At 51.0% G+C, this 24,322-nt stretch carries 24 protein-coding genes; 14 read left to right on the top strand and 10 right to left on the bottom strand.

The features are described 5' to 3' along the window. The first annotated feature begins 19 nt into the window (after positions 1 to 19). Genes H8B09_RS15720 through H8B09_RS15710 form a run of 3 tightly spaced genes read left to right on the top strand, consistent with a single transcriptional unit; the run spans position 20 to position 2,419 of the window. The gene (locus H8B09_RS15720) at positions 20 to 796 is read left to right on the top strand and encodes an SDR family NAD(P)-dependent oxidoreductase (protein WP_191204440.1); all 777 of its coding nucleotides are present in this window, start codon (positions 20 to 22) and stop codon (positions 794 to 796) included. A gap of 21 nt (positions 797 to 817) precedes the next feature. Then, positions 818 to 1,711, top strand: coding sequence for a fumarylacetoacetate hydrolase family protein (locus tag H8B09_RS15715; RefSeq protein WP_191204439.1), 894 nt, complete (start codon positions 818 to 820; stop codon positions 1,709 to 1,711). 48 nt (positions 1,712 to 1,759) lie between these two features. Beyond that, complete coding sequence (locus tag H8B09_RS15710) at positions 1,760 to 2,419, top strand: SGNH/GDSL hydrolase family protein (protein WP_191204438.1); 660 nt, start codon at positions 1,760 to 1,762, stop codon at positions 2,417 to 2,419. Positions 2,420 to 2,519: 100 nt separating this feature from the next. Here the strand turns inward: H8B09_RS15710 and H8B09_RS15705 are convergent, their stop codons facing one another. After that, positions 2,520 to 3,773 (bottom strand): methyl-accepting chemotaxis protein, encoded by a 1,254-nt coding sequence (locus tag H8B09_RS15705; protein WP_191204437.1) that lies wholly within the window; start codon positions 3,771 to 3,773, stop codon positions 2,520 to 2,522. Positions 3,774 to 4,147: 374 nt separating this feature from the next. Between H8B09_RS15705 and H8B09_RS15700 the strand changes: the two genes are divergently transcribed. After that, entirely contained in the window at positions 4,148 to 4,567 is a 420-nt protein-coding gene (locus H8B09_RS15700; RefSeq protein ID WP_191204436.1) for an O-methyltransferase, read from the top strand. A gap of 99 nt (positions 4,568 to 4,666) precedes the next feature. Here H8B09_RS15700 and H8B09_RS15695 read toward each other — a convergent pair whose 3' ends face one another. Both H8B09_RS15695 and H8B09_RS15690 read right to left on the bottom strand, forming a co-directional pair. Then, positions 4,667 to 5,143: a DUF1980 domain-containing protein gene (locus H8B09_RS15695; protein ID WP_191204435.1), complete on the bottom strand. Its 477-nt coding sequence runs from the start codon at positions 5,141 to 5,143 to the stop codon at positions 4,667 to 4,669. Positions 5,144 to 5,171: 28 nt separating this feature from the next. Then, positions 5,172 to 6,209 carry a permease gene (locus H8B09_RS15690; protein WP_191204434.1) on the bottom strand — a complete coding sequence of 346 codons (1,038 nt, stop codon included), beginning with the start codon at positions 6,207 to 6,209 and terminating at the stop codon, positions 5,172 to 5,174. Positions 6,210 to 6,996: 787 nt separating this feature from the next. On the opposite strand from H8B09_RS15690, the gene trpS reads away from it, so the two are divergent. After that, positions 6,997 to 7,986 (top strand): tryptophan--tRNA ligase, encoded by a 990-nt coding sequence (gene trpS, locus H8B09_RS15685; RefSeq protein WP_191204433.1) that lies wholly within the window; start codon positions 6,997 to 6,999, stop codon positions 7,984 to 7,986. 136 nt (positions 7,987 to 8,122) lie between these two features. Here trpS and H8B09_RS15680 read toward each other — a convergent pair whose 3' ends face one another. Continuing rightward, on the bottom strand, positions 8,123 to 8,311 hold the full coding sequence (locus tag H8B09_RS15680; RefSeq protein WP_191204432.1) for a DUF5325 family protein: 189 nt from the start codon (positions 8,309 to 8,311) through the stop codon (positions 8,123 to 8,125). A gap of 142 nt (positions 8,312 to 8,453) precedes the next feature. On the opposite strand from H8B09_RS15680, the gene H8B09_RS15675 reads away from it, so the two are divergent. Further along, positions 8,454 to 8,672, top strand: coding sequence for an alpha/beta-type small acid-soluble spore protein (locus tag H8B09_RS15675; protein ID WP_191204431.1), 219 nt, complete (start codon positions 8,454 to 8,456; stop codon positions 8,670 to 8,672). 152 nt (positions 8,673 to 8,824) lie between these two features. Here H8B09_RS15675 and H8B09_RS15670 read toward each other — a convergent pair whose 3' ends face one another. Further along, on the bottom strand, positions 8,825 to 9,811 hold the full coding sequence (locus H8B09_RS15670; RefSeq protein WP_191204430.1) for a metal-dependent hydrolase: 987 nt from the start codon (positions 9,809 to 9,811) through the stop codon (positions 8,825 to 8,827). 120 nt (positions 9,812 to 9,931) lie between these two features. Between H8B09_RS15670 and H8B09_RS15665 the strand changes: the two genes are divergently transcribed. Further along, positions 9,932 to 10,246, top strand: coding sequence for a hypothetical protein (locus H8B09_RS15665; protein WP_191204429.1), 315 nt, complete (start codon positions 9,932 to 9,934; stop codon positions 10,244 to 10,246). A gap of 3 nt (positions 10,247 to 10,249) precedes the next feature. On the opposite strand, the gene gerQ is transcribed toward H8B09_RS15665, so the two are convergent. Continuing rightward, on the bottom strand, positions 10,250 to 10,786 hold the full coding sequence (gene gerQ, locus H8B09_RS15660; protein WP_191204428.1) for a spore coat protein GerQ: 537 nt from the start codon (positions 10,784 to 10,786) through the stop codon (positions 10,250 to 10,252). Between the two features lie 486 nt (positions 10,787 to 11,272). Here gerQ and cyoE point away from each other — a divergent pair, with 486 nt between their 5' ends. Beyond that, the gene (cyoE, locus tag H8B09_RS15655; protein WP_191204427.1) at positions 11,273 to 12,133 is read left to right on the top strand and encodes a heme o synthase; all 861 of its coding nucleotides are present in this window, start codon (positions 11,273 to 11,275) and stop codon (positions 12,131 to 12,133) included. A gap of 27 nt (positions 12,134 to 12,160) precedes the next feature. Then, complete coding sequence (locus H8B09_RS15650) at positions 12,161 to 12,781, top strand: SCO family protein (protein ID WP_191204426.1); 621 nt, start codon at positions 12,161 to 12,163, stop codon at positions 12,779 to 12,781. Between the two features lie 55 nt (positions 12,782 to 12,836). Here the strand turns inward: H8B09_RS15650 and H8B09_RS15645 are convergent, their stop codons facing one another. From H8B09_RS15645 to H8B09_RS15635, 3 genes are all read right to left on the bottom strand, one after another. Further along, entirely contained in the window at positions 12,837 to 13,208 is a 372-nt protein-coding gene (locus tag H8B09_RS15645) for a toprim domain-containing protein (RefSeq protein WP_191204425.1), read from the bottom strand. 156 nt (positions 13,209 to 13,364) lie between these two features. After that, positions 13,365 to 13,487 (bottom strand): sporulation protein YjcZ, encoded by a 123-nt coding sequence (locus H8B09_RS15640; RefSeq protein ID WP_191204424.1) that lies wholly within the window; start codon positions 13,485 to 13,487, stop codon positions 13,365 to 13,367. Between the two features lie 138 nt (positions 13,488 to 13,625). Beyond that, positions 13,626 to 14,831 carry an MFS transporter gene (locus H8B09_RS15635; RefSeq protein ID WP_191204423.1) on the bottom strand — a complete coding sequence of 402 codons (1,206 nt, stop codon included), beginning with the start codon at positions 14,829 to 14,831 and terminating at the stop codon, positions 13,626 to 13,628. A 211-nt stretch (positions 14,832 to 15,042) separates the two neighbouring features. Here H8B09_RS15635 and H8B09_RS15630 point away from each other — a divergent pair, with 211 nt between their 5' ends. From H8B09_RS15630 to H8B09_RS15610, 5 genes are all read left to right on the top strand, one after another. Further along, on the top strand, positions 15,043 to 15,480 hold the full coding sequence (locus tag H8B09_RS15630; RefSeq protein ID WP_191204422.1) for a hypothetical protein: 438 nt from the start codon (positions 15,043 to 15,045) through the stop codon (positions 15,478 to 15,480). 83 nt (positions 15,481 to 15,563) lie between these two features. After that, the gene (locus H8B09_RS15625; protein WP_191204421.1) at positions 15,564 to 16,751 is read left to right on the top strand and encodes a transglutaminase domain-containing protein; all 1,188 of its coding nucleotides are present in this window, start codon (positions 15,564 to 15,566) and stop codon (positions 16,749 to 16,751) included. A 110-nt stretch (positions 16,752 to 16,861) separates the two neighbouring features. Beyond that, entirely contained in the window at positions 16,862 to 18,997 is a 2,136-nt protein-coding gene (locus H8B09_RS15620; RefSeq protein ID WP_191204420.1) for a peptidoglycan D,D-transpeptidase FtsI family protein, read from the top strand. 161 nt (positions 18,998 to 19,158) lie between these two features. Further along, on the top strand, positions 19,159 to 20,697 hold the full coding sequence (locus tag H8B09_RS15615) for a stalk domain-containing protein (RefSeq protein ID WP_191204419.1): 1,539 nt from the start codon (positions 19,159 to 19,161) through the stop codon (positions 20,695 to 20,697). Positions 20,698 to 20,992: 295 nt separating this feature from the next. Beyond that, positions 20,993 to 23,137 (top strand): peptidoglycan D,D-transpeptidase FtsI family protein, encoded by a 2,145-nt coding sequence (locus H8B09_RS15610; RefSeq protein ID WP_191204418.1) that lies wholly within the window; start codon positions 20,993 to 20,995, stop codon positions 23,135 to 23,137. Between the two features lie 111 nt (positions 23,138 to 23,248). On the opposite strand, the gene H8B09_RS15605 is transcribed toward H8B09_RS15610, so the two are convergent. After that, on the bottom strand, positions 23,249 to 24,226 hold the full coding sequence (locus H8B09_RS15605) for a hypothetical protein (protein WP_191204417.1): 978 nt from the start codon (positions 24,224 to 24,226) through the stop codon (positions 23,249 to 23,251). Positions 24,227 to 24,322 lie beyond the last annotated feature (96 nt).

Genomic DNA, 24,322 nt, shown 5'->3' with positions numbered 1-24,322 from the left:
GCTTTTAGGAGGTATTGTAATGACGCGCTTGAAAGGTAAAGCAATTCTTATTACGGGGGCAGGCTCCGGTATCGGTCAATGTACGGCGCAGCTGTTCGCATCAGAAGGTGCGGAAGTAATCGTTAACGATATTGATGCGGCCAAAGGGGAAGAGACGGTAGCATCGATCGTCGAAGCGGGCGGCACTGCTGCTTTCATCCATGCGGACGTTACGAACCCGGAGTCGGTACAGCAATTGACGGCTAAGGCAATCGAGCAGTTCGGCCGCATCGACGTCTTGTTCAACAATGCAGGCATCAGCGGTGTTGGCGCCATTCATGAGATAGAGCCAGATGCATGGGATCGGGTTATCAACGTTAACATCCGCGGTGTATATTTACCTTGCAAATACATCGTCCCGCATATGATGGAGCGCCAAAGCGGCAACATCATAAACATGTCGTCATGTATCGCAGAGATGGGGCTTGCACGCCGTGCGTCCTATTCGGCAACAAAAGGCGCTATTCTTGCATTGACCAAGTCGATGCAGGTTGATTACGCGCCTTATAATATTCGTGTGAACGCTCTGCTGCCAGGCACGATTATGACGCCGTTCGTTGAGAACTACCTCCGCAGCTCCTATGCGGATCCGGAGGAAGCATTCGCTTCGATCAAGCAAAGACAGCTGACAGGCGAACTTGGCAGACCAGATGATGTTGCACGCGCAGCATTGTTCCTAGCATCGGATGAATCGAAGTTTATGATGGGCTCGCCGCTCTATATCGACGGCGGCGTAGTGTTCGGCAAAAACGCATAGAGAAAGGAATGGTACTCATTTATGAAACTTCTTAATTTCAAACAAAACGGACAAGTAAAGCTCGGCGTATTGACTTCGGTAGGTGTTGTGGACGTTGCGGCTGCTGCGAATGTATTCGAGATCAATGCCCCGGCCGATATTCATGAGCTCATCGAGGGCGGATCGGCAGCTATGGCAGCTGCAAGCGCAGTTGCAGCACAGGCAGTCGAGTTGAAGTCGAGCGATTATATCATTCCGGAATCGGATGTGACCTACGCTTCGGCGGTTACGAAGCCAGGCAAAATCATTTGCGTTGGCCTCAACTACCGCCGCCATGCGGAAGAGACGAACGCTCCGATTCCGCAATATCCGATTTTATTCAATAAATTCAACAATACGATTGCAGCTCACGGGGATACGGTTCTTCTTCCGAAGGTGAGCACGAAGGTTGACTATGAGGCAGAGCTCGTCATCGTCATCGGCAAACAAGCGAAGGATGTTGAAGAAGAGAAGGCGCTGAACCACGTGTTCGGCTACTGCAACGTGAATGACCTGTCGGCACGTGATCTGCAGATGCGTACGCAACAATGGCTGCTCGGCAAGAGCTGCGACGGCTTCTCGCCGCTTGGTCCTTATCTCGTAACGGCTGATGAAGTCGGCGATCCGAACAAGCTTGCTATTTCGTGTACGGTTAACGGTGAAGTTCGCCAATCGTCCAACACGTCGGACATGATTTTCAACTGCAAAGAGATCGTGAGCTACATCTCCCAATACATGACGCTGGAGCCTGGCGACATCATTCTGACGGGTACGCCAGAAGGCGTTGTGCTCGGCTACCCAGAGGACAAGCAAGTTTACTTGAAGGACGGCGACGTTGTAACGATCGAGATCGAGAAGCTTGGTGCACTTACCGTTACGATGAAGCAGGAAGTGTAATTCACCTATTCACGGGATGCGCGCTGCGCGAGAGGAGAAGTGTTGCATTTGCTATTCGGACAAGGTGACAAAATTGTACTGATCGGCGATTCCATCACAGACTGCGATCGAGGACGTCCTATTGGCGAAGCAGGCAATGGCGGAGCGGGACACGGCTATGTGGAGCTGGTTGACGCGTTTCTGCAATCCGGTTACCCGGAGCGTAAGCTTCGAGTCGTCAATGTCGGCTCTAGCGGCCATACGGTCCGCGATCTCCAAGCACGATGGCAGACGGACGTCATCGATCAGAAGCCGGATTGGCTGACGATCATGATCGGTACGAATGATGTATGGCGGCAGTTCGACCGTCCCATGCTTCCAGAGCTGCATGTGCGGATCGATGAATACGAGCGCACGCTCGAAGAACTGGTCGTACAGACGAAGCCGCTCGTCAAAGGCATCGTGCTAATGACGCCATTCTTCGTGGAAGCTTGCCGGGAAGACCGAATGCGCATGGAGATGGACCGATATGGCGCTGTCGTCCGTGCTATAGCTGAACGTAACGGCACGTTGTTCGTCGATACGCAGACAACGTTCGACCGTGTACTGGAGCATATCTACTCCGCACAGCTGACGTGGGACCGCGTTCATCCGAACAAGGCAGGACATATGATTCTTGCTCGCGCACTGCTTGATGCAGTCGAATTCGATTATTCGAAACGGGCGTAAGCGGCTTAAAATAAAACCCGGCCTGAACGACGATCGTGGATCGTTGTTCAGGCCGGGTTTGTTTGTATAGGTTAACGTCATCAACCTGCTAGTAAATAGATTACAGTTTGAACACTTGAATCGTTCTTTGCAGTTGGTTGACGCTGAGCATCATTCGATCCGCTTCTTCGACCACTGCTTGAACGGAACCAATCTGTTCGTTCATGGATGCGGACATTTGCTCTGTTCCTGCAGCCGATTGCTGCGTAATCGCCGAGATGTTCTGAATCGCCGAGGAAATGCGTTGAGCGCTCTCCAGCATGACGTCGCTCTCTTCGGAGAAGCGTGCGATCTGCTCCGCGATGAACTCGATGCTGGACATCATTTCACCGAAGATTCGCTCTGCGGATTCAATCGTCTCTGTTTGCACTTGTACGGCTTGCTCGTTGATAACGATGTTCTCGATGGCTTGCTTAATGCCGCGTTCGATGCCGCGTACGAGCGTGAATACTTCCTTCGTTGAAGTCGACGACTCTTCAGCCAGCTTACGTACCTCTTGTGCTACGACCGCGAAACCTTTACCATGCTCGCCGGCGCGTGCGGCTTCAATCGAAGCGTTAAGCGACAGCAGGTTCGTCTGTTCAGCGATTTCGGAGATGGTACGAGTAATCTTCGTGATGCCGGCTGCGTCACGCGCCAGTTCGCGAACGGTCTCGGATACTTTGGCCGTTGCGTCGGCATTGCTCTGCATGCTTGTCTTCTGGTTGCCGACAGCATGCACACCTTGCTGAACGAGCTCAAGCGTCAGCTCCGAGCGGTCGTTCATGCCTTTAACGGAGCGGGCATAAGATCCGACCATGTCTTCAATATCGCGAATCGAATCGGTCATGGACGATACTTCGGAAGAAATTTCGTTTGCGCCAGTTGCTAACTCAGTGGAGGATGCAGCAACTTGCTCCATAGCGATCTTCATGGCTTGGTTCTTATCGAAGATGCTGCGGCTAGCTTCGCTGACCTGGCGGGAAATCTTCGAAGTGTCAGTGATGATGTCGCGAAGTTTGTCGATCATGCTGTTGAAGGAGTGCCCAAGTTCGCCCATTGATGCGGACACGTCCACTTTTTGCGAGAAATCACCCTTTGCCAAGCCGGACGCTGCGGAACGTAATTCGTAAAACGCTTCTGTAAGCGCTTTCTCAATGAAGTTGACAATAGGTATAATCGCAATCGCTAATACAATTGCGACAATTATCGCGGCCAGCACGGAGCCCCCACTGAATGCTGTCACAAGAATAGATGCAATGGAAAATACTAAAACAATTGAATAAAAACCTAAAAATAATTTTCTTTTCGTTGATAAAGTGGAGAACCATTGCATATGTAAGCGCTCCTTTAATAGTAAATTTAGACATAGTATATCACTGGTCCCAATTTGGGTCTATATCATTAATTCATGTTTCTGGAATCGGAAATTCCAGCGGAAATCTAAAATTTACTTAAATTCCCGACAAAAAGTGTGCAAAATTGTTGAAATATTAAAATTTCTGTCATATGATGGTTCTAAATATCTACCTGCATAGTTCTTTTGGTGGATGTTTGCTTTTGACCACACGTAAATGAAAGCGTTATCTATTTTGTTTGAATAGGGGAGTGATTACTCGGATTTATTGATTGCTGCAGGTTGTTGGACTGATGTGTGTGATGAGGGATAGGCATACTGAACCATACCAAATGATAGGTGGAGGGAGTTAGTTGACTAATTTGAATCATATTCCATTAGCAAGACAAGTTGATTACGTGTTTAGACAATTGGAGGGTGAATTAAAGAACGCAGCGGCTGGAACCGTACATATTCAACTTCGCAACAATGCCGTCGGCAAGTTCGGGATGAAGCATCACCCCATTGAAAGCCGGAACGGCGAACTTAAGCCTGTGGAAGCAGGGTTGAACGCGCAGCAGGTGGAGGCTTTCCGCAAAATGGCCATCGAAGCGCTGAAGCTGAAACGGGACTGGACGCATGGAGACATTTCCTACGATTTTGCTGTACGACCTGGTACAGGCGCGTGGTCAGCAAGTATTATGTACGAGTCTAACTACAATATGTCGAACCATACCGGCTCCTTATTCCAATTCGTGCCGAAGCAGCCGCGCAATCGCTGGGAAGAAGGCTAAGCAGGACCACTATAATTGTGGCTGATAGGAGACAAGGGCGCCCCATCGCATTGATGGTGCGCCCTTGCTGTTCACAATACTGTATTAGAATCACAATTTCTATTCACCCTTAACATGGGAATGAACCGTTGTGCCGAGCTTTCCGTTCAGGTCGGAATCAAGTGGCTTGTGGGGCATGAAGAAGCCGACTGCCAGAAGCAGCAGGAACAAGCCGTATAACAGCACGCTTCGAACTGGGGTTGACGTATGATCGTGGTCATGATCGTGATGGTGTGCGTGGTCATGCGAGTGGATGTGGTGATGGTGTTCGCCATGATCATGTTCGCAGGCGCAGTTATCGTCAATGAGGTGACGGGAGCGGTTCGGCCACATTCGGAAGAAGGAATAGGCTTGATAAGCGCCAGCCGCAAGTAGTCCAAGAGCTGACAGCTTAACCGCTTGCTCGATGCGAGGTGTTACGAATAATGCAAGTTCCCCTGTTCGTTTGAGATGAATAATCAGCATTGCGAATCCGATTAAGACGACAGCCCGCAGCATGCGGTGAATAAGCGGAGCGAATGAGTCTTCGGCATTCATAGCGAGTCATTCCTTTCCGGGCAAATAGCTAAGTGATGAGCTGTCCAGTCAACCATGACAGAGCGAATACGAGCGCAGCCGTTAGTGCGACCACAGCGATGACAATGCGACCTCGGAAAGCGGAGAAGAGCATTAGTGTATTTTTCAAATCGATCATCGGTCCGAATACGAGAAAAGCAAGCAGAGGCCCTGCAGCGAACAGATGGCTGAAAGAAGCGGCAACAAAGGCGTCCGATGTTGAACAAAGCGATAAGAAATAAGCGAATGCCATCATGAACAGCTGGGACAGCGCCTCGTGGGACGCGATCGCATCAAGCGATGACCGATCTACACCCGTCTGGATGAGCGCAGTGAGCAGCGCACCGAATATGAGATATTTGCCCATATCGAAAAATTCTTCGGACGCATGCCCCAGAGTGGATGCAAGCCTTGCTCCGAGCGGCGGACGCTCCGAGTGGCTGGTCGAATGGTGGACATGCTCATGAGTGTGAGCATGAGCATGAGCATGAGTGGCATGCCCCGTTCTCAGCGGATTGGCTTTCATATAACGGCTTAACACCAAGCCGATAAGGAATGCGACTAGAAAGCCCAGTCCCATGCGTCCGTAGAGGATGCCAGGCTGCGCATGGAAAGCGGTGTATGTAGAGGCGAATACAATCGGATTAACGATGGGTCCAGCAAGGATGTACACGATCCCTATATAGGCGGGCATGCCTTTGCGAATTAGCCGTCTGACGACAGGAATCATGCCGCATTCGCACAATGGGAACAGCAGTCCGAGCAGTGCGCCGAATACGGAGCCAAGAACCGGATTGCGGGGGGCAAGGCTTCGGATAGCCTGTTCCGAGACAAAAACTTGCAGCAGCGCGGATACGATGACCCCCAGCAGCATGAAGGGGAGTGCTTCGAGCACGACGCTTAGGAACAGCGTGGTGAATGCATGAAGTTCGGCCGTCCCAAGTGTTGGCAGATAGATCGGACGATTGAACGCGATCAGGATGAGCAGAACTGCGCATCCTACCGTCAATGCTGGCGGTGACCAGCGGAGCAATCGATTCAAGGGCATAGCAATAACCTCCTAACGTGCCGCCACAGATAATGAAGGGAGCACAGCATCGAGAGCCTGATTGATGATGGACTAGCGGCCAAACATTATTCTCAATATATGCGCATGTCCCATCCGTTAGGACAACTTGACGGTGCTGCGCTCCAATGGAAAGTGACAGTCGGTTCACCTTGACAATTGAAGCTTGGAGAGTATAATCGTTGTAAACGCGATGAACGGAATAAGTAAGCGTGCGAGGCTGCTCGCAGAGAGCCGGTGGTTGGTGCAAACCGGTGCAGCGCGCGTGTCCGAATGGATCCGGGAGTGGACAGTGGAACGCAGGTGTTTCAATGGAGGCTTTGGTCTTCTCATTGCTTGCCTATACTGATCCGATTGTTCCTCGTTACGGAACTTAAGGCATGCTCATATTCAACGACCCTACCTAGGATGGGTTGCTTTGTGCAGACATGCGAATTAGGGTGGTACCACGGCTCCTCGTCCCTTGCGACGGGGGGCCTTTTTGCGTACTTGGAAGTGCAGGCATCGAGTGCAGCTCGGCCAAGCTGCTTCAAAGCCTCGATAATAATGGAATGAATAATGATTGTATTTCAAATTAATGTTCAAAAAGTACGGTTTTCAGCACCGAGAAGGTTGGATCAAGCGGGGAATGAGGATCGGAGCGTAGTGAAGTGCTACGCGAGAACCGGAAGTCACTGCTTCATTCAAGATTCGATGCCGAATAGACTTCATGTGATGCTTCGTGATCAAAAGCGTACTTTTTGAACTACCTCTAAAGGAGTGGATGTTAATGAAACGTGTACTATCCGGCATTCAACCAAGCGGTCAACTAACGCTGGGCAACTATATTGGCGCTATGCAAAATTTCGTGAAGCTGCAGGAGACCGAAGAATGCTACTTTATGGTCGTTGACCTTCATGCTATTACCGTTCCCCAAGAGCCAGCAGCGCTGCGCGAGCAGACGGAAGCGGTAGCAGCTCTCTTCATCGCTGCGGGAATTGACCCGGCGAAATCGAATGTGTTCGTTCAGTCCCATGTGCGTGCGCATGCCGAGCTGGGCTGGATGTTCACAACGCTTGCTTATATGGGCGAATTGGAGCGCATGACACAGTTCAAAGACAAATCTGCTGGCAAAGATTCGGTTGGCGCCGGCCTGTTCGTCTACCCGACGCTGATGGCAGCCGACATTCTCATCTATAACGCGGATCTCGTACCAGTAGGGGATGACCAGAAGCAGCATCTTGAACTATCCCGCGACCTGGCTCACCGCTTCAATACGAAGTACGGCGACTACTTCAAAGTGCCAGAGCCTTATATCCCGAAGGTTGGCGCACGTATTATGTCGCTTGACGATGCGAGCAAGAAGATGAGTAAGAGCAATCCGAATCCGGGAAGCTTCATTGCACTGCTTGATCCACCGGACGTTGTCCGCAAGAAGATCAGCCGTGCAACGACAGACTCCGGCCGCGAAGTGAAATACGATCCTGCCAACAAGCCGGAAGTGAGCAACCTGCTCAGCATCTACTCGCATTGCGCAGGCATGTCGATCGAGCAGATCGAAGCGAAATACGACGGTCAAGGCTACGGCGCATTCAAGAAGGATCTTGCGGAAGCTGTTGTTTCCGTCCTCGAACCACTGCAGAACAAGTACAATGAAATCCGCAGCTCCGGTGCGATTCATGACATTCTGAAGCAAGGCGCAGAGAAAGCTTCTATAGCAGCCGACAAAACGCTCGCAGATGCGAAGGAGCTTATGGGCTTCCTGGCGCCAAGAAAGTAACTTGCAGCAGCTATCTATAAAGAAACGACCGCATCGGATTCGATGCGGTCGTTTCTTTATAGATATGGACTTTATCAAGCTCAGCCAGAAGTTTGCGTTAAAGGGCACGCAGTTCTTCCCTACGCAGGCCCCTTGCCTACTTAGCGGCTTGTCCATCATTACGTCTACGTGCTCTTGCTTTGACAACGAACCCGTAGCCTACGTTACATACCGTCAGGAGGGCAAGAAGGATTGCAATCCAACCATTGTGGCTGATCATGACGGCGGTAGCTCCCATCAGGATAACAGACGAGACAGCGAACCAGAGCGACAGCAGCTTGGACATTGTAAATCACACTCCAAAAAAGTTTTCAAATTATTTAGTAAAAGTTTTGAGCGCTAGCATATATATTCGAAACGCGAGCCATAATAACTTTGCAAGCTTGCAACCCATCACAACGTGCAGAGGATGAAAGGAGTTTTTTCTTATGGCAAGCCAATCCCGCAGCAGCAACCAACTGGTGGTACCACAAGCAAGCCAGGCTTTGGAACAATTGAAAATGGAGGCTGCGCAGTCCCTCGGCGTTCAAATCCCTGCCGATGGCTACTACGGTAACGTCTCCACTCGTGACGCAGGCTCGCTTGGCGGTTACATCACGAAAAAGCTGGTGCAAATCGCTGAACAACAGCTGTCCGGTCAACGTTAAGCTTTAACTATACACAGACGAGAAAGCTCAAGGGAAACCTTGAGCTTTTTTGTTCGATTTATAGGATTGTGTACAGCATTCATAAACAGACGAGAATCGTTATCGTTTCATCCTTAATCATTGTGCAGAAAAAAAAGCCCCGCGTCAATACGTCAATACGTATTCATGCGGAGCCGTTTCTCAAGTCGTTTGTCGCTGAGCCAGCCAACATAGGAGCCAACCGTCTTGTAATCATGGTCCATCATAAGGACGGCTACAAACGGGTATTGCTTGCGATGCCGATAACGTACGTCACTCCAGCGTACCTCGTATCCCCATGTATGAACCTTCACATCGGCGCATGCGAATGAGGTTAGATAAAGGAACGATTGGATCGAGGGATCGTTCTTGGAGCGATCGACGGCTGGATGGTCGGAGCACGCGACGCAGTCCTGCCAGCGGAGTGCGTTCGTTCTGAGATCGCCAATCATGAATACACCGTTATGCTTGCGTTTGACGACATTCCAGGTGTTAAGCGAGATCGTTGGAATAAGCCAATATCGGTCGCCTTCAGCATGTTCTTTATCTATCGCTTGTACATGTGCCTGCTGCCGATGATGGACGACGGTCCGCCACACGTAATAAAGGGCGAGCAGGCTGTATAACAAGGAGAAGGTAGCAGCTGGCCTCACCAGACCGAATGCCCAGAGCGAAATGGCAATGACATGAGTGGTGAAAATAACGGGATCGAATATGTGGATAATATTCCACGAGATCCATTTGTTTGAGAATGGCCTGCCGGCTTGTGTTCCATAGGCATTAAACAGATCCGTTGTGACATGCACGCATACAGCCAGCAAGATCCATCCCGCAAGATGAAGCCAAGGAAGCGACCCTCTATACAGCAGCTGAAGCACGATCGTAATCAACGCGGTCCAGCCGATAATGGCCGGAATGGAATGCGAAGCGCCGCGGTGGTTGCGGATGTAGGATGCATTGCCTTTAAAGCGAAGCAGCGTATCAAAGTCTGGCGCCTGCGAGCCGACAACGGTGCCGATTAATACGGCGGTGTGGAACGTCGCATTGTCAGCGATAACCGGGTCAACGGCAGCAAGGCCGCCGAGCCCGAGTCCGATGACGAGATGCGTGCCTGTATCCAATCGGGATTCCTCCTTCGTTGTGATATAATGTGGGTCTCCGTATCGCTCTTAGTGTCGGTTTGCCAGCGTAATATCATACCCGGAACTTGAACGCCAATCAGGAAAGGAAGCGTGACTTCCATGTACATATGCTTTGCTGAATATCGCATTAAACCGGAGCATCGAGCATCGTATTTGTCCTTCGCGGACGAGCTTGTCCAGTCAGCGAATGGCTCCTTTATCGTATATGAAGGAACCGATCAGCCATCGCTGTTCGTCGAGCTGTGGACGGCACATACCGAAGAACAAGCGGATCGTATCAAAAAAGAACGCTGCAGCGAGCGTTCTCCGTGGCGGCGTGCCGACAGTTGGGTGCAGGGAGGCAGAGAGAAGGTTCACGTCTGGACCTTCCGCCCCGTCATCCCCGCCCCAGCAGATGCGGCTCCGCCTCGATAGCCGTTATCTCGATGTCGAGAGCGGCGTTGTGTTTGAAACTGTACCGCCGGCAAAAGGGTACTCGTAGTTGATCGGACCGTCGAACGTGACGTAGTCGAGGTTCAGCATGAGCAGCAGATAACGCATGCCAGTTGTTGGATCGCTAATAATAATGTGGTCGCGTCCAGCAGCCTCGATTACGCCTTTGAAAATTTTCGCATTCCACTCGCGATTGTTCTCGTACGTCATGTAGAACGTGCCGACTTTGCCGCGGTTCAGACGAAGAATATTCTCAACATAAGATTCTTCGCTTGCTGGTGCCGCCATCGTTCCTAGCGGAGCTGTGCCTGCGCCGGTCGGTACGAATTGCGGCATTTGTGGCATTCCCATCATCGTCGGCATACCTCCCATTCCCATCATTGGCGGGATCGTTGCATTGAGCGTCGTCGTCGTAGGAGCATTCACGCTAGCGCCTGGGAATGGGGCTGGCGTTGCTGCGCTGAAGCCGTACGAATAACCGTAACCTTGCGATGCTGGACTTACTGCGTTGTGGTAAGACATTGTTCATTTCCTCGCTTTTCATTAAGTAATGTAGTCCCGAATGAACGGAACTTAGTAAACGCTAGGGCAATTTTCGTTGGATCTTTTGCGTCGTTTCAAATCCACCGGGGCTTTGGTACACCATTTGTGGAATCGATCGAATGTCGCTCACTCCCTCTGGGCTATCGACTACATACCCATCGTATGCGGGAGTGCTGGAATGGTGACTCGTCGTGAAAGCAACAACAACTTAGACGTTGTTCGACAAATTGCCATTGGAACGTGTCAAATTATTGAACAGCAGGGACGAACGTTGTCAATGCTATAAATTTTCTGTATGATTAGTACGATTCGCCAAGGTATGCCGACAACGGCTGCTTGAAATCCGCGAAAGTATAAGTTTTGCATTATACTTGGATTTGGATTTCTCCGGAATGAAACGTACTGCACCATGTAAAGAACGGCGCAGCCGTTTCACCTTGTTGTAATGGAACGGGAGGCTTTATTGTGTGGAAGGATTGGATAGAGCTAACGAAGCCGAATCTGCTGCGGCTTAACGTATTTGCTGCATTCGGCGGCTTCTGGGTTGCTTCGAAGTGGCATTTTGATTGGTGGACTCTGCTGTACATGTTGATTGGTACGACGCTTGTTATGGCTTGCGCTACCGTAATTAATAACTATTGGGACCGTGAGCTCGATAAGAAAATGACGCGTACCCAACATCGCGCGCTCCCTAACGGTCGTCTTAATCCGAATGCGGTATTGGTATACGGTATTATTCTAGGGGTGCTTGGCCTTACTGTTCTGTTCACATTAGTGAACACGACGTGCGGAATATTGGGGATTATCGGAATGTTCGCCTATATCGTCGTCTATACGATGTGGTTAAAGCGCACTTCGACCTGGAGTACCTCGATCGGCGGGATCTCTGGTGCAATGCCGCCAGTTATTGGCTACTGCGCGGTTACCGATTCGATTGATATAGGCGCATGGATCCTATTTGCATGGTTGTTCTTGTGGCAGCCGGCGCATTTCTGGTCGCTGGCGATTCGCCGGGTTGAAGAGTATCGTGCTGCGGGATTCCCGCTGCTTCCGGTCGTTAAGGGGATTGAACGGACGAAGCTGCAGATGATTCCGTATATTGCGCTGCTCATTCCGACGGGCATCCTGCTGTACGCGTATGACTACGTAGGTATCGCCTTCTTGATTATTTCGACACTGCTGAGTGCTGGGTGGCTCGTTCAGACGTTAATGGGCTTACGCGCGGCGAATGTGGACAAGTGGGCGAAGACGAACTTCCTTATTTCGGTCAATTATTTAATGATTATCTTTATCGTGATGATGGTTGATACCGCGCATGTCGGTTAGATCGGGAGAGTTAGGAGAGGTCTGGCTATGCAGTTTCTGTTGAAGCATTCTTTCAAGCTTGCCATTGGCTCGCTTGTTGTACTTATGGCGATTTATTTGTATCTGACGTACGGTGGTTCGGACAAGGCGCCGAAGCTTCCGAATATGCAGGCAGCACCTGAATTTACGCTGCAAAATGCCATTGATGGCGGCGATGTGAACTTCTCTGATTCCAATGGCAAGGTTCGGCTTATCTATTTCTATTGGGCGAACTGCCCGGACGTCTGTCCGCCAACGACGCAACTGATGTCGCAAGTGCAGGACAAGCTGGTTGCGGATAAGAAGTTCGGCTCTGATGTTGAACTGATGTCGATTACGTTCGATCCTGTGCGCGATACGCCAGAGGCGATTAAGAAGTATTCAGAGAAATTCCATGCTGACTATGCCGGCTGGAAGTTCCTGCGGGGCGACGAGAAGTATACGGCGGAGCTCATACCGAAGTTCAAAGGTTTGATGCTGTACAAAGACGAGAAAACGAATGAGTTCTCGCATATGGATCTGCTGGTTCTCGTTGACCGTGACGGCAACGTACGCAAATATATCGACGGTGCGCATGAGGAAACGATGTCCGCCGATACGATTATGAAAGACATTGAATCGGTTATGTAACCGAGAAAGCCGCTCCACCATTGGTGGAGCGGCTTTTTTGTGCGCGCGGCTAGCGTTAATCGAAATCCTCTTTGTTGAACGGGATCGAGCTCGGATCGGGGTATACGATGTATGAATCAAGCCCCGCCTTCTCAAGCTGTTCGATGAGGTACGACTCTGGCGTGCTCTCGACGCCTGGATAGCCGCGCCGTGTATACAGATGCTCAGCGTCGGGGAACAGATCGCGAAGCAGCCCCCGAATGCGCCGTCCGGATGAATCATTATCCATGAACAAATAAACCTGTCGGTCGCCAACTTGCTTGCGCAGCGTTTCTAACTGACTGCTGCCTGGCGTCCCATATGTAATGAACACGGGAACATCTTCTTGCAGAACGCGCCGAAGCCGGCTGCGGTCGTTTTTGCCTTCTACAATAATGGCGATATCCAAGTATGCGGCACCTCCGATTGCGATAGCTGCATCTATTGTAACCGTAAGGCGTTATCAATGCCACAGCAGCGCTAGCAGCAAGGCGCAATTACTATCGTGAAACCAAAAACAGCCCGCTGCAGCGCAGCGAGCTGTTTGAAGGACTGTTGTTAGCAATTAGCAGAAACAGCCGGAGAACACGATTACGAGGAGAATGAACAGTACGAGAATTACACCAGTGGACGTCCAGAGACCGCCGACTTGGCCGCAGCCTTTGTGAGCTGGATCAACATAGTTCATTTATATTGTCACCCCTTTACTGTTCATGAGAGTCACTTGCGCCTGCCATTACGTTTATCACTCCGTAACGACTGTCATCTCGTGACACAATGTATCTTATGTAGAAGGGGAGGTTGTGCCTTGTGCGAATACCCAGATCTAAGAAAAATGGGTTCTAGCTGAGATGCGACGCGGACCATGGAACGGCAATATTGCAGCAGCGGCCATAAGAACGACGAAAGCAATAAAGTAAGGCGACATTCGGTCACGCAATATACCTGCGGCCATCGGACCGAGGAAGGCGCCGACGGAATAAGCGATCGACAACAGCGAGAACGTTCGCCCGTACTTCTTGCCGCCGCTAAGATCGATAAGGAGGGTCGGGACGGCGGGCCATATAACCCCTTTAACCATGCCGAGCATAAACAGCATGCCTGCCAGCGGGATTGGTACGCCGATGGCAAGCGCGAAATAAACGATTGCCAGCAATACAGACCCCCACAAGGTGCGCAGATAAGGCGAATATTTGTTCAGGAACAGCATGCTCAGCGTAACGAGTGCTCCGAAGCTGACGACGGAGAACAGCAGCCCGGTCGCCATGATGGAATGTCCTCCGTGCTTATCAGCCATTAGCGGCAGTTCGAATGACAAGATGCCTTGTGCGCAGCTGGTGGCAATCGGCAGTACGTAGACAAGCCAAGGCAATGGACGGTCCTCCTCCAGTGATTCTTTCAGGTCTGGAGAAGGAGAAGCGATTTCGGTCTGAAGTTTGGCATTATCCTGCTTTGCCATTTTGATTGGCATGGGCGTTGTCGTTACCTTACGCTCGTGGATGAAGAGCAGTGCGCAGATGGCAGTGGCAATAAGCAGCCATCCCAGCCATTCGAATGCGCGCGTAAAGCCGATCTGAGCGACGAGCAGTGCGCCAGCCGCTGGCGAGAAGACGGATGCGAACGTGTGAACGAGCCCGTTGCCGGCCATTAGTTTGCCCTGCTGAATTCGATCGGTCGCTAGACGGGCCAGCATCGCCATACAGGCTGGTGACAGGAAAGCGAGCACGAAGCCGCTTACCGAGCGAAGCGCAAGCAACTGCCAGGGGTTTGCTACATGGGCTTGCAGCAGCAGAATGATGCCTGCAGACAGCAAGCTGAGAACAATAAACAGCCGGCTGCCGAATCGGTCGACACCAACACCGGCGATCAGATTGCCAGGCAGGTGGGTAATGGAGTATATACCCATCATTAATCCGATAAACGACGGGGCTGCTCCTAGAGAGACGGCGAACGGCGTAAGAATCGGATATTGCGCATGAAGGTCGAAAAAGGCGATAAACAGAAATAAGTACAGCCACACAGCGGTCTTCACAGCAGCTAAGCCCTCCTTCGTAAAAGTCTGCTCTATGTACTTGTACGCAGCTAACGGACAGGATATGCCGCCTGTCCTTCCTTAAAGCCCCGCTGTCCGTTTACCGACCGCCATTCCTCGGTTATAATGGATAATAGTAAATTTTGAAATGTAAGAGAATGCTTTTTGAAATGGTATAGAATGCGCGTATAATAAGGGGGATATCTGCTAGATGGATTTCGTCTATGACACAGAGACGTGGAAGACATTTTTCGAAGACAATTGGCTCGTTCTTGCGCTCGCGCTCGTAGCCTTGTTCGTTATTATTGGCATTGTGCGCACCGTCGTTAAATGGGCGCTTGTTGCGATAGTCGTTATAGGGGTTATAGCATACAGCGGTTATTCGCTGGAAGATGTGAAGTCCCTTGGCGATAAAGTAGCGGACAGCGTGAAACAGGAAGCGATCACGGCGATGGCAGGCGAGGCATCGGAAGCAACTTATACGAAGAATAGTGACGGTTCCTTCACCGTGAAGACGGACAATTTGGAGCTGACAGGCAAGCCAAATGCTGACGAGGTGGAAGTGAAATTCCGCGGTACGAAGATCGGCAGCTGGAAGATTGACGATACGATCCGGACATTGATCAATACAGCCAAGAGCAACAGCTAAATTGCACCAAGGCATAAGGCTGTTGATCCGGTTGAACGGACAGCGGTCAAGCGGATCGTGTTGCAGCAAGAGGAGCGGATCTTATGGCATCCTGGATACATGCAATAACGACGTTCGAACCAGTGGCGCTAATCATTTTGGCGCTGCTGCTCGTTTCGCTTGTGCAAGGGCTGGTCAAAGGCGCATCGGGCTCCGCGAAGCGTCTTTTCTTTTTTGTATGGGATGGCGTACTCATGCTGCTATCCTTCTTCGCGGCGTGGAAGACGGCGGCGCTGCTCTCCCCAGTCATTGCGAAGCTGCTATCGGGTGTTCATCCTCCCGAGAAAGAGGTTGGATCACTCGTTCAGCTGTGGTACACATTCGTGACGAGCTTAAGCGACTTTGCTCTGTTCCGATATGGTGTTCTCATGCTGCTGCTTTATGCTGTCTTCCGCTTTGCTGCAGCTCGGCTGGCGTCCCCTATCGAGAGATGGGTAGACCGGCTTGGCGGACGGCGTTCGAGTAGAATGGCAGATCATGACATGGAGGATGGACGTCATCTTCTCCCAGGGGGCAGACTCGCAAGTCGCGTAATTGGCGGTATTATCGGCGCAATTCATGGTGCCGTTCGGTCGTTCCTCCTTGTTGCGGTCTTGTTCGTTTATTCGACGCTGGCCCCGAACGGACCGTTCACGGAGAAGATTCGTTCGTCAGACGTCTATAGCGAAGCATCCGCTCAACTGCTGGAGCCAGTGGCGGGTCAATTGCTGGCCGATCGTGGACCGGTTCTGACAGAAGCGGTTGGCGACGAACTGCAGCGAATCATTCAACGCAAGTACGAAATCAAGGACTATGCCATTCCGGATAATATCGCGGAAGCAGCGCTTTCTGTCACGAAGGATGCGACGACCGATGAAGAGAAGGCACGTGCGTTGTATCGCTGGGTCGGTACGCGCATTGCATATGATTGGGATAAAGCGCGTAACTATGAGGAACATGGTATATGGAAAGAGCAAACGCCGGAGGATACATTCCAGTCGAGGCTTGGCGTTTGTATCGATGTTTCCCGTCTATATGCCGTAATGGCGCGGGCTTCTGGTCTTGAAGTGCGTGTAGTAACAGGCATGGGCGGTACAACGGCAAGCGGTTTCGGTCCTCATGCATGGAATGAAGTTAGAATTATGGGTCCTGAGGGTAATCCTATATGGGTGCCGCTCGATGCGACTTGGGCGATGTCGGGCGATTGGTTCAATCCGCCAGGATTTGAGACCACGCATATTCCAAGCGTTTGATGTCCGCTAAGGATAACATTTGAAGCGCTTAGCACGTTTTAAGTAAACAATGGTTATAATCCCGGTACGGCTAAGCCTTCGTTCGGGAGAGGAAGGAGAAGCTACAGCACATGCAGGACGATCCACAAAAACGCGAAATTGTGAACAGGCGGCATTTTTCGTTCCGGCTGAACGCGTACTTTTTTGTCATTTTTCTTTTGTTCAGCGTACTTATTATACGGCTTGCCATTCTGCAATTCGTAGAGGGTCCTGGTCTCAAGGCGGAGGAGAATAACATCGGCTCTCAGAAGGTGATGATTCCACCGATCCGAGGCAATATTCTCGATTCGACCGGATATCCGATCGCCTATTCGACATCGACGCAATCGCTCTATTACAAGCTCAATCCTGATATTCGCAAAAACTTGAAAAAAGGGTCGACGGCCAAGGAACAGCAGGCAGAGATTGAGAATCGGATGCGACCATTCGCGGAGCGGCTGTCTGCCATATTCGCTGAAAGAGGCGACCCAACCAAGCAGATGACGGCTGATGATGTGCTGCGCCAGCTCGACCTTGGATTCAAGAAGAACACGATTTCAACGCCGCGTAGAATCAAGACCGATCTGACGAATGAAGAAATTGCTTACTTTATGGAGAATCGGGATTTGTTCGATGGCATCGATATCGTAGAGGAGAGCGTTCGTCATTACGACAACAGCTCCATTGCCGTACAACTCGTCGGTTACTTGAAGAAATTCAACTCGGCTGTGAATACACTCGATTTCTACAAAGAGAAGAAAGAAGATACAAGCGATCCGAAGCTCAAATATCTTGATCAAGAAGATGTTGGCCTAGACGGCATCGAATTGATGTACCAGGATGTGCTGCGCGGCAAGAACGGACTGAAGATTTATCCGATCAACGCCCTCAGCAAGATCATCGGACCTCCTACGATTACAAACCCGGAGAAGGGTGACGATCTGTATCTGACGATCAACAAGAATGTACAGCTGCGGACAGAAGATGCGATTACGAACCATCTTGCCTATCTGAAAACTAGCCCTGACATTCTGAAGGTCAATCAGAAGCCGAAGACCGGCTATGCAGTAGCGATGGAAGTGAATACGGGCAAGGTTGTCGCGATGGCGAGCATGCCGGACTATAATCCGAATGTCTGGTCTGGCGGCAAGATTAGCCCAGAGGATTATGATAACAGCGAATATTACCTGAAGAACGGTACGATTCGCGAGGTGCTTGCTCCTTACGCAGATGATAAGGAGGCAGGGCGTCATGCGGACTCGATGGTGTTCCTTGGTTCGACGCAGAAGCCGCTCTCCGTTCTGGTCGGCTTGAATGAGGGACTGTTCACGACGTCCTCGACGTACCCGGATACAGGTACGTTCACCTTTGGTAAGAAGGGCAGCGAAGTCGTGATCCGAAACGCTCTCAACCATGCTTACGGCACGCTTGATCCGGCGCATGCAATTGGCAAATCATCCAACCCATTCATGGCGGCGATGGTCGGGGACAGATTGTATAGGAAGTATAGCGGAATTGCTGGCGTTGACAAATGGGATGAATACATGAAAGCGTTTGGCCTTGGCGTCAAGACCGGCAGCGGTCTGCCATCCGAGAATGCGGGCATCATTGAGTATTACCACGAAGCAGAGACTGCAAGTAAACAATCTGCGCTCATTCGTGCCTCATTCGGTCAGCAAGCTCGCTATACGGTCCTTCAGCTTGCGCAGTATACGGCGACGCTGGCGAGCCGCGGCAAGCGGATGAAGCCGCAGTTCGTCGAGAAAATCGTTGATTCGGACGGCCATACGGTTCAGTCGATGCAGCCGGAAGTGCTCAATACGGTCGACCTCCCAGAACAATATTGGGAAGAGGTTGAACAGGGCATGCGGCTTGTAAACGTGAGTGCAGCATTCGCTGGCGTTAACTACACGTACGCAAGTAAGACGGGTACATCGCAGCAGTCCGTGGGCGGCAGGCTGGTCGATAACGCGGTGTTCATCGCTTATGCGCCTGCTGTTAATCCTGTGCTGGCTGTTGCAGTCGTCGTACCAGAGGGCGGCTTCGGCGCCAAAGGCGCAGCGCCGATCGCCCGCCAAATTTTCGATGCGTATGACGATGAAATCGGTCTGACAGGAACGCCGCGCAACCCAAGCAATTCGAATAAGTCGTCGACAGGTACGACAATGGGCAAGCAGCAGACGCCTGCTGACGGTACTGCGGCGAATGCGGACGCTAATGTAGACTAATGAAATACGAATCAACCGGAGCTCTTCCGACTGTCCCTATCAGGGCGGTTAGGGAGGGCTCCTATTTATTTTCAGTTTGCTTTAATGGACAATGCGATTATTGGAATGATAGGATAGTCTTAGTCTTAATAGATTAATAGGAGAGCTGGAGGAACGAATTAGTGAAACAGCATGTTGCGAAATGGGTAGTTGCCACGACGTTGGCAGCATCGCTTGCAATTGTCCCCCTTGCGAGCGGCGGAGCGCAGACAGCGCACGCAGCAACGAAACAGGCGGCTTCCGTTCAATCGGAAATTGCCGTGTACCTTGACGGCCAGAAGCTTGCACTTGCACAAGCCCCGTACTTGCGCAATGGGGTAACGTTCGTCCCTATGTCGGCTATCTTCAAAGCGCTGGATGCTAGCGTGACGTATGAGCCAAGCACGAAGACGATTATTTCGCGCAAAGGAAGCACGACGATTTCGCTTAAGGTAGGCTCCAAGAAAGCTACGATCAACGGGAAGAGCGTGAGTCTGACGGCGCCTGCTGAGCTGGTTAATGGCACAACCTTCGTGCCGCTGCGATTCATTGGCGAAGCCTTTGGGGCGGAAGTTGCGTGGAAAGCTTCGGAGCAGAAGGTCGTCATTACATCTTTAGAAGCGTTAATGGAGCGGGAGCAGCAGAAGTGGGAGCAGGAACGTGCAAGCCAAATCCTTACGACAACTCAGAACGTGGCGCTTAATGATGAGAAAGTCGTGATGATCGAGACGGATCTTGGACAAGGCAGCGGCGTCGTTGTTGGTCCGAACGAAATCCTGACGAACTATCACGTTATGTATGAAGCAACCTCTGCAGAGGCTTATGATGTTGACGGACGGACGTTTAAGATTGAAGGCGTCGTTGCAAGCAACGAGTCGGATGACCTTGTAATCGTCAAAACAAAAACAGCGCTGAACATCGATCCTGTGTCGATTGCAAGCCCGTACGATATTCAAAAAGGGGATCCCGTCGTTGCAATCGGTAGCCCGCTCGGCGTGCAAAATACAGCTACTGACGGTATCGTCAGCAACATAGTCGCAGACAAAGATATTACATACATCCAGTTCAGCGCGCCAATCGATCACGGCAGCTCTGGCGGCGGATTATTCAACCAATATGGTGAACTTGTAGGCATTAACACGCTTGGTTACGACGATGTGAACATGGATATTAACTTTGCTGTATCCATCGACGATGTGCTTGATCTGCTTGTCGATTATATTTCGAAGCCTGAACAGACGCCTAAATTCATTGCGTCTAAGCTGCCGGAATCGTTGAAAGATTTGTCGACGGATCAGCTTGCCTCATTCATGACCAAGAACTTCTCCTCGATCAGTACGACCGCTATGAGCGACGGAGCGTTGACGAACTGGACAGTTAAGCGTGATGAGAAGGGTTGGCTCGTATTCGAAGCGAATATTGATCCGATTTTCTATTCGCTTTACGGCGAGAAAGTGAAAGATCAAATAGGCTCGTGGGCTTATAATACAGGGTATGAGCTTCGCAAACGTCTGCCGGACGAGACGGTACGCATTGTCATCAACTACGATCGTGTGTATGACTTTGAACCGCAAGGTTATGCCCCAAGCGAATTGACGGCGCTCGGCGATGGCAAGTGGCGCCTCCACTTTGCGATTCTGGATTACCAAGGCAAAACAACTGCGGTAGTGAAGATGCGCTAGAAGCAGTCTATATTCAAAGCACTCATTCTTATAAGAATATTACGTATAACAAGAACGCCTTTTGCCTGCATGCGCTGGCAAAGGGCGTTTTTTGTTATTCGGAGAGGAATTCAATATTTAAAGTTAATTTGGTCTCGAATGGTAGAAACAGGGTTAGATTTATCGTTTCTTAGGGTAATGGTATATGGTTGTATTTGGGTGCGGAGAAACATACTGGGCCACAAGCGCGAATAGGTAAGGAGAGTTTGATACGGCCGGGCCGTCCATTCGAACAAGGAGGAGAAACTGAAAACACATGCAAGACGATCCGCAGAAACGCAAGATTGTGAGCCGGCGACATTTTTCGTTCCGGTTGAATGCGTACTTTTTTATTGTTTTTCTTATGTTCAGCGTACTTATTATACGGCTTGCCATTCTGCAATTCGTGGAGGGTCCTTCGCTTAAGGCGGAGGAGAACAACATCGGCTCGCAGAAGGTGATGATTTCACCTATTCGAGGCGACATTCTTGATTCGACGGGCTACCCGATCGCGTATTCAACATCGACACAATCGCTCTACTACAAGCTCAATCCAGATATTCGGAAGAAGCTGCCTAAGGGCTCGACCGCGAAGGAGCAGCAGGCCGTTATCGAGGAGCGGATGCGTCCGTTCGCCGAGCAGCTTGCTTCGATATTCGCTGAATACGGCAACCCTGCCAAGCAGATGACGGCTGACGATGTCATTCGACAACTCGACCTAGGGTTTAAGAAGAACACGATCTCAACGCCTCGCCGGATCAAGACGGATCTGACGAACGATGAAATTGCGTATTTCATGGAAAATCGCGATCTGTTCGATGGCATCGACATCGTTGAGGAAAGCGTCCGCCATTATGACAATAGCTCCATTGCCGTTCAGTTGGTCGGTTATCTGAAGAAATTCAATTCCGCCGTTAATACGAAGGGGCTTGATTTCTATAAGGATAAGAAAGAAGATACGACCGATCCGAAGCTGAAGTATCTCGATCAAGAGGATGTCGGCATGGACGGCATTGAGCTCATGTATCAAGATGTGCTTCGCGGCAAGAACGGGCTGAAGATTTATCCGATCAATGCACTCAGTAAGATTATCGGACCGCCGACGATTACGAACCCTGAGAAGGGTGACGATCTGTATCTGACGATCAACAAGAATGTTCAGCTGCGGACGGAAGATGCGATTACGAGACATCTTGCTTATCTGAAGACAAGTCCGGACATTCTGAAGGTGAATCAGAAGCCGAAGACCGGCTACGCGGTTGCAATGGAAGTCAATACGGGCAAAGTCATCGCAATGGCGAGCATGCCGGATTACAATACGAACGTCTGGTCTGGCGGCAGCATTAGCCAGGAAGACTATGATAACATCGAATATTATTTGAAGAACGGAACGATTCGCGATGTACTCGCACCATACGAGGATGAGAAGGAAGCGGGCAAACATGCGCCGTCGATGGTCATGCTGGGTTCGACACAGAAGCCGCTCTCCGTTCTGGTCGGCTTGAATGAGGGACTGTTCACGACTACGTCGACGTATCCCGATACGGGTACGTTCACCTTTGGTAAGAAGGGCAGCGAAGTCCCAATCCAAAACGCTCTGAAACATGCTTATGGTACGCTCGACCCGGCGCATGCCATCGGCAAATCGTCCAACCCATTCATGGCGGCGATGGTCGGTGACCGCATGTATCGGAAATACGATGGGAATATTGAAGGCGTCGACAAATGGGACGCTTACATGAAGGAATTCGGTCTTGGCATCAAGACCGGCAGCGATCTGCCGTTCGAGAATGAAGGCATCATCGAGTATTACCACGAAGCAGAGACTGCGAGTACGCAGTCCGCACTCATTCGTGCTTCCTTCGGTCAGCAGGCGCGTTACACGGTGCTGCAGCTTGCTCAATACACAGCGACGCTGGCCAGCCGCGGCAAGCGGATGAAGCCGCAGTTCGTCGATAAGATCGTCGATTCCGATGGTCATGTCGTTCAGAGCATTGAGCCGGAAGTGCTTAATTCGGTCGACTTCCCGGAAGCGTACTGGGAAGAGGTTGAACAAGGCATGCGGCTCGTTAACGTGAGCGCAGCATTCTCTGGCGTTAACTACACGTACGCAAGTAAGACGGGTACATCGCAGCAATCCGTCGGAGGCAAACTCGTCGATAACGCGGTGTTCATCGCTTATGCGCCAGCCGTTAATCCGGTGCTGGCTGTCGCGGTCGTTGTGCCAGAAGGCGGCTTCGGTGCCAAAGGCGCGGCGCCGATCGCCCGCCGCATTTTCGATGCGTACGATGATGAAATCGGGTTGTCAGGTAAGCCTCGTAAGCTAACTTACTCGAACAATTCGACAGTTGGGACGACGACAGTAACGGAGCAGACAGCGACAGGTGATGCCGTTGTAACTAAGACTGCGAACGCCGAATAAACGATTAAGCTTCAATCCTATCGATGATAACCAAAAGAGAAGAACCCTCTGCCGGCAAGCGCTGGCGGAGGGTTCTCTTGTGTCGTCTGTTCGGTAGGCAGGGGGGCTATTTTAGGAGATCCGTGTTCGGAAGCCGAACAAGCTGAGAAACGTCTTCTTCGACGACGGATGACGTTGTGAGCGAGGCGTGAAGAACGGAGAAGTCATTGCGGAAGATGTGCTATGTTGAACGGCTGCAGGAAGGGATGACGCTGACGCAGCTTGTGCTTCGGCTGTATCCATGCTATGAGCAGCGAAGCTGTCCGGATCGAACGGGTTCGCGCCTTCGCCTGGATCAAGTCCTTCTTCGGCATCGTCAGGGTTTGTGAACCCAAGTACCTCCTGTGCCAGCGACATGAGATAGGAAGGCTGCGATTCCAGCTTGCTAGGTTTCGCGTGCAGCGGAATCAAGTCGATAACATCAATGGTGTCGATAGCGACTGCTTCTTCTTGCTCATTCGTAATAGTGGCTGCAGCCAGCTCTTCGATATCGGAGTTGTGGCTGATGACTTCAACTGCATCAATAGAAGCTGCAAGATCATCGATTGCCGCCTCTATTGATGCAGCATCAGACATATCGATTAACGAAACGGACTCTTCCGTCTCAGGTTCGACGGCAGTTGTCAGCGGTTCGTCCTCCATTGCTGTAAAGGTCTCAGTTGATTCATCGTCAGGAATGTCACTTGTATCGGCTGGATTGTGCATATGCATAGGAGAAGCGACTGCGACAGCGGCTTGTCCAGGTGCTGTCATAGCTGCCTCAGCGAACGCAGAACGGTCATGAAGCGAGGCAGCAACTTTCGTTCGCGCGATCGTTCGGGCTGCATCAGCTTCCAGCTGCGCGCGCGTTGCCTGCACTTCGATCATATAATGCTCGAAATCATCAAGCCTTGCGCTCAACCGATCGCTGCATTGTTTTAATTCTTGAATCATTCCATATAGAAGTTTCATCGTAAGCTTGGGCATTCCATCGGCTTGATCTCTCTTGTCGTCTTTATGATCATACCACTCCGGCACCAGCGGCTCTTTCTCCGTCCATACGCGTTCCATTACGGCAAGGCCTCCTTCAGCGATATTCGGTACACGATCTGTGATGTGCACCTAGAGCTTGTCTCTATCGTAGCGTAATCGACAAGGATAAGCTGT

This window comes from Paenibacillus terricola, from assembly GCF_014779765.1.
In the GTDB taxonomy this organism is placed as follows: Bacteria; Bacillota; Bacilli; order Paenibacillales; family Paenibacillaceae; genus Paenibacillus_T; species Paenibacillus_T terricola.
This window is presented reverse-complemented; position numbering and strand designations above follow the sequence as displayed.

Coding starts and splice junctions, on each gene's coding strand:
- H8B09_RS15720 (WP_191204440.1), top strand. CDS start 20: ATGACGCGCTTGAAAGGTAAAGCAATTCTTATTACGGGGGCAGGCTCC.
- H8B09_RS15715 (WP_191204439.1), top strand. CDS start 818: ATGAAACTTCTTAATTTCAAACAAAACGGACAAGTAAAGCTCGGCGTA.
- H8B09_RS15705 (WP_191204437.1), bottom strand. CDS start 3,773: ATGCAATGGTTCTCCACTTTATCAACGAAAAGAAAATTATTTTTAGGT.
- H8B09_RS15695 (WP_191204435.1), bottom strand. CDS start 5,143: ATGAATGCCGAAGACTCATTCGCTCCGCTTATTCACCGCATGCTGCGG.
- H8B09_RS15690 (WP_191204434.1), bottom strand. CDS start 6,209: ATGCCCTTGAATCGATTGCTCCGCTGGTCACCGCCAGCATTGACGGTA.
- trpS (WP_191204433.1), top strand. CDS start 6,997: ATGAAACGTGTACTATCCGGCATTCAACCAAGCGGTCAACTAACGCTG.
- H8B09_RS15680 (WP_191204432.1), bottom strand. CDS start 8,311: ATGTCCAAGCTGCTGTCGCTCTGGTTCGCTGTCTCGTCTGTTATCCTG.
- H8B09_RS15675 (WP_191204431.1), top strand. CDS start 8,454: ATGGCAAGCCAATCCCGCAGCAGCAACCAACTGGTGGTACCACAAGCA.
- H8B09_RS15665 (WP_191204429.1), top strand. CDS start 9,932: ATGTACATATGCTTTGCTGAATATCGCATTAAACCGGAGCATCGAGCA.
- gerQ (WP_191204428.1), bottom strand. CDS start 10,786: ATGTCTTACCACAACGCAGTAAGTCCAGCATCGCAAGGTTACGGTTAT.
- H8B09_RS15650 (WP_191204426.1), top strand. CDS start 12,161: ATGCAGTTTCTGTTGAAGCATTCTTTCAAGCTTGCCATTGGCTCGCTT.
- H8B09_RS15640 (WP_191204424.1), bottom strand. CDS start 13,487: ATGAACTATGTTGATCCAGCTCACAAAGGCTGCGGCCAAGTCGGCGGT.
- H8B09_RS15630 (WP_191204422.1), top strand. CDS start 15,043: ATGGATTTCGTCTATGACACAGAGACGTGGAAGACATTTTTCGAAGAC.
- H8B09_RS15625 (WP_191204421.1), top strand. CDS start 15,564: ATGGCATCCTGGATACATGCAATAACGACGTTCGAACCAGTGGCGCTA.
- H8B09_RS15620 (WP_191204420.1), top strand. CDS start 16,862: ATGCAGGACGATCCACAAAAACGCGAAATTGTGAACAGGCGGCATTTT.
- H8B09_RS15610 (WP_191204418.1), top strand. CDS start 20,993: ATGCAAGACGATCCGCAGAAACGCAAGATTGTGAGCCGGCGACATTTT.
- H8B09_RS15605 (WP_191204417.1), bottom strand. CDS start 24,226: ATGGAACGCGTATGGACGGAGAAAGAGCCGCTGGTGCCGGAGTGGTAT.